The 6,312-nt window shown below is 37.6% G+C and carries 8 protein-coding genes; all 8 read left to right on the top strand.

Going from position 1 to position 6,312, the window contains the following annotated elements; all coding sequences use genetic code 11:
- The first annotated feature begins 939 nt into the window (after positions 1 to 939).
- Positions 940 to 1,281 (top strand): hypothetical protein, encoded by a 342-nt coding sequence (locus tag I5907_RS21530; protein WP_196992931.1) that lies wholly within the window; start codon positions 940 to 942, stop codon positions 1,279 to 1,281.
- On the top strand, positions 1,282 to 1,605 hold the full coding sequence (locus tag I5907_RS21525; RefSeq protein WP_196992930.1) for a hypothetical protein: 324 nt from the start codon (positions 1,282 to 1,284) through the stop codon (positions 1,603 to 1,605).
- 201 nt (positions 1,606 to 1,806) lie between these two features.
- The gene (locus I5907_RS21520; protein WP_196992929.1) at positions 1,807 to 2,337 is read left to right on the top strand and encodes a DUF5063 domain-containing protein; all 531 of its coding nucleotides are present in this window, start codon (positions 1,807 to 1,809) and stop codon (positions 2,335 to 2,337) included.
- Between the two features lie 170 nt (positions 2,338 to 2,507).
- Complete coding sequence (locus I5907_RS21515) at positions 2,508 to 3,101, top strand: hypothetical protein (RefSeq protein ID WP_196992928.1); 594 nt, start codon at positions 2,508 to 2,510, stop codon at positions 3,099 to 3,101.
- Positions 3,102 to 3,378: 277 nt separating this feature from the next.
- A complete protein-coding gene (locus tag I5907_RS21510; protein ID WP_196992927.1) occupies positions 3,379 to 3,603 on the top strand; it encodes a DUF2798 domain-containing protein in 225 nt (74 codons plus the stop codon).
- A gap of 22 nt (positions 3,604 to 3,625) precedes the next feature.
- Positions 3,626 to 4,195 carry a Crp/Fnr family transcriptional regulator gene (locus tag I5907_RS21505; protein ID WP_196992926.1) on the top strand — a complete coding sequence of 190 codons (570 nt, stop codon included), beginning with the start codon at positions 3,626 to 3,628 and terminating at the stop codon, positions 4,193 to 4,195.
- Between the two features lie 73 nt (positions 4,196 to 4,268).
- Entirely contained in the window at positions 4,269 to 4,982 is a 714-nt protein-coding gene (locus I5907_RS21500) for a ferredoxin reductase domain-containing protein (RefSeq protein WP_196992925.1), read from the top strand.
- Between the two features lie 169 nt (positions 4,983 to 5,151).
- Positions 5,152 to 6,126 carry a hypothetical protein gene (locus I5907_RS21495; RefSeq protein ID WP_196992924.1) on the top strand — a complete coding sequence of 325 codons (975 nt, stop codon included), beginning with the start codon at positions 5,152 to 5,154 and terminating at the stop codon, positions 6,124 to 6,126.
- The last annotated feature ends 186 nt before the right edge of the window (positions 6,127 to 6,312 follow it).

Below are 6,312 nucleotides of genomic sequence, written 5' to 3'. Positions count from 1 at the left end.
GTTCGGGCTCGACGTTCAATGTTCAGCTTTAGTTCTTAACTTCAACAACATATTTTCAAATGGGCATTTGTACCGGGCTGGACAATCAATGAATTCCCTGCCTTCGCAAATACCTGCTCGTTATGTGCCATACAGCCCGACAGTTTCATCAGCGGTGGAGCGACAGTAAAAGTGTTCCTTATCATTTATGGTTGACTAAACCCAAAGCCCACATCGGCCTGACGTTCTTTGTTCAGCTTTTGAATAAATTTTATTCTTTAGTTTTTCCAAGTTGGCTTTTGTATCGGGTGGACTTCTGTTCAGGTCATAAGCAAGCGGACATAGTACACGGTTTAACAATCACTGCAACTTTGACAAAAAAATTTTGAGCAGCACGATTCATAACGACATACAGCAGTTCATTTTTTTCAACAGAATTTTTTGGTTCGACGTCAATCGCTTTGCTTTGGCAAAGTTTTTAAACACAAACAGAAAATGCAAAGCTGTTTTCGTTTTTAGTTGCAGTATTTGGGGCGACACAGCACTTTCGGTTTTGAAACAGCTTTAGAACCAAAATGAATTTTAATTTGCTTTTGTTTTTTGCAGTATTTTTCGGTGGACACAAAAGATTTATCAATTTTTAAAAAGCAATATTTGCTTGCGCAGTGACAGTTGGTAAAACAAAAAGTTGTTTACAAAATTCAAACACCCAATTCCCGACACGAAGAAGTACGGCACATAACAAGCGGTTTGGCAATATGGCGGGGCGATGAATATGTTCTCAGCTTCTTGTTCGCTATTCGGCTTCACTACCAGCCGACGAATGACACCGAGCAATAGAATAAACAATGAACTTTTAGTTATAAATTTAGCTGCGGTTCCGGGCTGACGATTTTCAAATACCGCCACATCGCCAAGCCGTGGCCGTTACCTGCCATTATATTGGACACCCTACACACAATGACAAACAATAGCAACAGCAAACTTCTTTGGACATTACCTTATGTTGTTGTGGCGTTCGGACTCTTATTTTCATTTATTGGGCTTTCCGAATTTTACAATGTAAAAATCGCTGGACAAGAATCTGCATATCCGTTCGGACCAATTAATGAAAATCAATGGTACTATCAAAACGCATCGGTTTATGCAAACTATAATCTGACAAGTGGTCTTATGTTTTTAGCAGCTTCAGTGTTGACAGTTTGGGCGACAATTAAAAAAAGCAGAACCCTAGTTATTTTAGGCATTGGTTTGACAATCCTATTTTTCATTTCGGAATTAATTAGCAATAAAGTTCAATAAATGAAATTAAAAAGGGTTTTGCAAATAGTTTCGTTCGGACTTTTATTTTACCTGCTTGCTGACAGTTTTCTGCATTTTGATTTTGCAGCTTCAAAGAACGAAGCTTTTACTTCAATGCAAAAAACAGAGATTGACGCAACTCAAAATATTGACACAGTAAAACAAAAAGCAAAGGATTATCTTGATACAATTCGCCGTGTACACAGAAAGCATTCAGATAAAGCAGTAATTAATTTTTGGTCGTTAGTTGGGCTAATCATTACTCAAGCATTTCTCTTTATAAACAAACAACCTAAAAATGCGACCGAGACTAACGGCAGGTAACAAAAGGTTTGCCGCAAGGCTGGCGGACGTAGTAACAATCGGCAGTTTTACTACTATCAGCTAATATCGGGCTTGACCGAATTCTATTTAGCTTTTAGTTGTTAACTTCAACATCATTTTCCAATCGGCTTCAGTTGCCGGGCTGACACAGCAACAATTCCAGCCCTGCGGCAAGCCTCGAACGTTACCAGCCATATCATTGTGACACAACCAGACGACATATCACTTGACGATATACTTGCGACAAAAGCCTTTCAGAACTTTGTTGAATCGGCAAGACATTTTTGTTTGCTTATAGAGACACATCAAAGTGACAACCCAAAAGAGTTTTTACAAACAATCAAAAGACATCTATCGGCTCTTTATGCTTTAGGACTTGACATTCCGCATATTTATCTTACAAGTGACCTTGATTTGAGTGTTGACTTATCCGACACAGAAAAGAAAACCATTCGGCAATTTATTAGTGACAGAGTCCCCTTTTCTTATTACTGGATAGTTCTTAATCCTGTCGACATGAAAAACTTAGCAGACTTAGGCACCGGAGATTTGCTTGACGATTTGGAAGATATTTATTGTGACATAAAATGTGGACTTATTATGCTTGATAAAGATGATTTTAATGCAAAAGAAAATGGTGTTTGGAAGTTAAAGTTTGATTACGATAGTCACTGGAGTACTCATTGCATTGAAGCCCTCCAGGTGATTCATGACTACATTGCTGACAATTAATAAAATACGGCTGGTAACATTTGCTTGCCAAAATAGCGGCTGACTCTTGTCATTCAGCAACGGCAATTCTATTGAACAGTATAACTATATTTGAGCTGACGGAATTCTATTGCCGCTACTTCGGCAAGCAGTGGAACGTTATAGGGCATTTTAAAAGCCAACAATCGACAATGAAACATTTAACAACAGCGATTTTAATTTTCCTGACAATGTTCGCAAAAGGACAAGACATTAAGGTGCTTCAAGAAGTAAATAGCGGAGACAGTGTACAAGTGGGAACGGCGATTATCTACGGTAATTTTATACAAAGACTTGGATTTAGTAGTGGGGGATTTCCACAGGACATTCGCCTTATTAATATAGACACACAAGAAGTGTTGACATTTAGAGTTAAACCTACCTTTAAGTCTGCAAAGGAAAATACCTTTATATACTTTATCAAACCCGGCAACTATGCTATTCTCAATTACTGGTGGACACAAAGTAAGTGGTATGGAGGGAAAATGTTCACAGAACCTATTTTTAGAGGTATTGACGCAACAGACGACTTTGAACAAAAGGTAAAGTCTGGACAAATTAAAACTGATGAGTTAAAGCCTTTTTACATAACGATAAAAGAGAACTCATTGAATTATGTAGGAACTTGGCATTTTGACAAAGGACTTGTTTCATTTAGTGACGACAAATTACAATTTGACGATTTAGTAAAAAGCAAGTTCCAAAAACTTGATTTTTCAAATGCTATAACAACATTACCGAGGTGATGCTAAAAAGAAAAACGCCCTATAACACAGGCTTGTCGCGATGGCGGTTTGGGAATAAATTGAACGACAGATTTTTAAATAAACTTTAGGAACAGATTTGGGCGGAGTTGCTAGAAAATCGCCACAGCCACAAGCCTCGTCCGTTAGCGGCAAGCTTACACGACACACCCAGCAAACCCAAAAAGGCGACTGACTTCATTTGTTGACCTACATCAAAGTTCGAAAAAAATAGACGTTGCATTTTTGCACCATCATTAATTTTTAAACATTTCAAAAAATGAAAAAGAAACATTTTAAGTACATCAACACTTTGTTTGTGGTAATTCCAATGACGTTAATTATGGCTTTCGTAGGGCTGATGCGTAACTACGGCTTTGGCGAAGATTGGTTTTTTAAATTCCTACAAGCGTGGATCGTAATGTTGCCTGTGGCGTATGCAGCCGCATTCCTCATCATTCCAAATGCCCGAAAATTGGCAGAGAAGTTAGCCGTAAAAGAGTAAATTAGCAACCTGAAAAATTTGAATGTACGATCAACTTACGCATTACATAACCAACCAAATCAAAGTCAGCGAAGACGAATTAAAAACTATTCTTTCTTACTTCAACCCCTTGAAATTAAAGAAGAACGAACTTTTAGTCACTCACGGACAAACCAGCCAGCGGACATTCTTCGTTGGCAAAGGTTGTTTACGCATATTCTTCATCAACGAAGAGGGACAAGATGCAACAAGATATTTTGCTTTTGAAAATCAGTTTGCAACGGCTCTCGTGAGTTTTATTACAGGCGAGCCTTCCGAAGAATTTATACAGGCTGCCGAACATTCGGAACTACTTTTTATTACGCACCGGGATTTTTATCATCTGCTCAACATTATTCCGCAATGGGAAAAATTTTATCGCCATTATTTGGAGAAAGCCTATGTAAATAACACCAAACGATTGATGTCTTTCCTAACACAAGACGCCACCGAAAAATACCGCCAGCTTTTAGACGAAAACCCAATCATCGTAAGGCGATTGCCCAATAAAATGGTGGCTTCCTACCTCAATATTTCGCAGGAAACATTGAGCCGTTTAAAATCCAAAATCTGATTTCTTTTTTTGACCTATATCAACGTTCATCGGACAGACTGTAAATAATTTTGTCGCTATAAAATTTACAACGATGAGCCATCAAAAAGAATTGACGATACAAAGCGGAACAGTGCTGAAAAATAAACAAATTGCGGAACATACATTTCATTTAAAAGTTCAAAGCAATGATTTTGCTAAAATGCAATATGTGGCGGGTTTTACGGTAGATGTATTTTTAGGCAATCCGTTTTACAACAGCAACTGCGAAGACCGAAAATATTCCTTTTGGAATTACGAACCTGTTTATAATGTTGCCGACTTTGCCATTTGCACCTTCTCAAACGGAAAAGGTGCGGAATGGATACAAAAATTGCAACATGGCGACAGCATCTATTTCAAACAGCCACGAGGAAAATTATTGGCAGACAATAATGCCAATAATTATTTGCTCATTGGCGATATTACTTCGTTATCGCATTTATATGAAATCAACAGAAACCTTGCGATAAGCAAAAATGTTTTTAGTTTCATTTATGCTGAACAGGAGGCTCATTTTTTTCCCGACATTGACAACAGTTTCCCTTTCAATCATTATATCATAACACCAACACAGACTGATAATATAGTCAATAAAATCATCTGCAACTTACCCGAAAATCTTGACGACACTATCGCTTACATTTTCGGACATCCCGAAGTCTGTATCTCTTTGCACAACTATCTGAAACACGACAGAAATTTCTCTTTACAAAACTTACGGACAAAACCTTTTTGGAAAACGGATAGAGAAAAAGCCAGCCGCTAACCAGGTATTGCCGCAATGGGGCTGACGAATTTCTAATCAGCATTGGTGCAAAATTTATACTTTTGTACTTCTATTGAACGACAGTGCTAAAAATCCCCCACTGCGGCAATACCCAAACCGTTGGCTGCTATTACACGCCGACAACCTTAAACTCAAACAAAATCACAATATGCGACAATTAAAACTTCTATTTGGAATTTTATTATTATTAAGTTGTAGGGCGGCGAAAGCTCAAAATGATTTCAAAATTCCCGACCAAGTTTCAATATCAAAAACCGCTTCTTATCAACAGTTTCCGGGAACGAGAGTGTTTGTAGAAGCTCCCAAAAATTATGAACTGGAAAAGCAATTGATAAGATTTCAAAAGAATGAAAATACATTTTTTCAAATCATAGAAAGCCCATTAACCAATTTTGCAGTAAAGAAAGCAGAACTTGTAAAAGGTTTTGAAGACGCGGTTAATACTGGCAAAATTCCTAAAGAATATTATAAAAAAGAATTTAAACTTGACACATATGATGCAGTGCTTTATTACGGTAGAGACAATAAGCCTAATCTTGAGCAAATAGTTCTATGTTTCGGAGACAAAGATTTTTCCGTAATGGCTTTAGGCGAAATTCCAGCAAATGACAAGTCATCCAGACAGGAAGTTTTAAAAGCATTACTATCTCTTTATGTTGACAAAACGATTAAGGTTGACCCAACAGCTTTAGCAAGTTATTCACTCGATGTTTCCAATACAGAGTTTCAGTATGCGGGAAATATTTCTCAAATGTATTATTACACAATTGGCGGTAAGGGTGACCCTGCAAATAATCCTTTCGAAAATGAAATAATGGTTATGACATTGCCGGCAATGAAAGACAAAGTAATTCTAAAGTATTATGCAATCGACATGATTGGACGATATAAATTGAGTGGCATGCAAATTACAGCATACAAGGGATCTGATACCATTCTAAATGGAAACTATGCTTATGCGATAACTTTTAATGGAAGCCTTAAAGGGAAATCAAATTCTGTATATCAAATTGTAACAGGTGACGACCAATCATCCTTGTTATTTGTTGGTAGTGCTTACAGCAGACAAGAAGAATTAATGAATCAAATCAAAACAATTGCGAAGACTTTGCGGACCAAGTAACAGCAGCCAACAGTTGTATTTGCAAAAGCAGGACGGGACAATGTAACATCTGCTATGTGCAGGTGAAGCCATCCCTTTTTGAGTACGCTTTAAAAGTAGACGTTTTTCTTCATTGCATGTTGTTTTGCTGATGGGTGTAGTGAAGCGAAGGCGTAGCCGAAGCGTAACGGAGCCCATCAGCAAAAC

The organism is Panacibacter microcysteis (assembly GCF_015831355.1).
Classification (GTDB): Bacteria; Bacteroidota; Bacteroidia; order Chitinophagales; family Chitinophagaceae; genus Panacibacter; species Panacibacter microcysteis.
The sequence above is the reverse complement of the archived record's forward strand: the minus strand, read 5'-3'. Positions and strand labels throughout refer to the sequence as shown.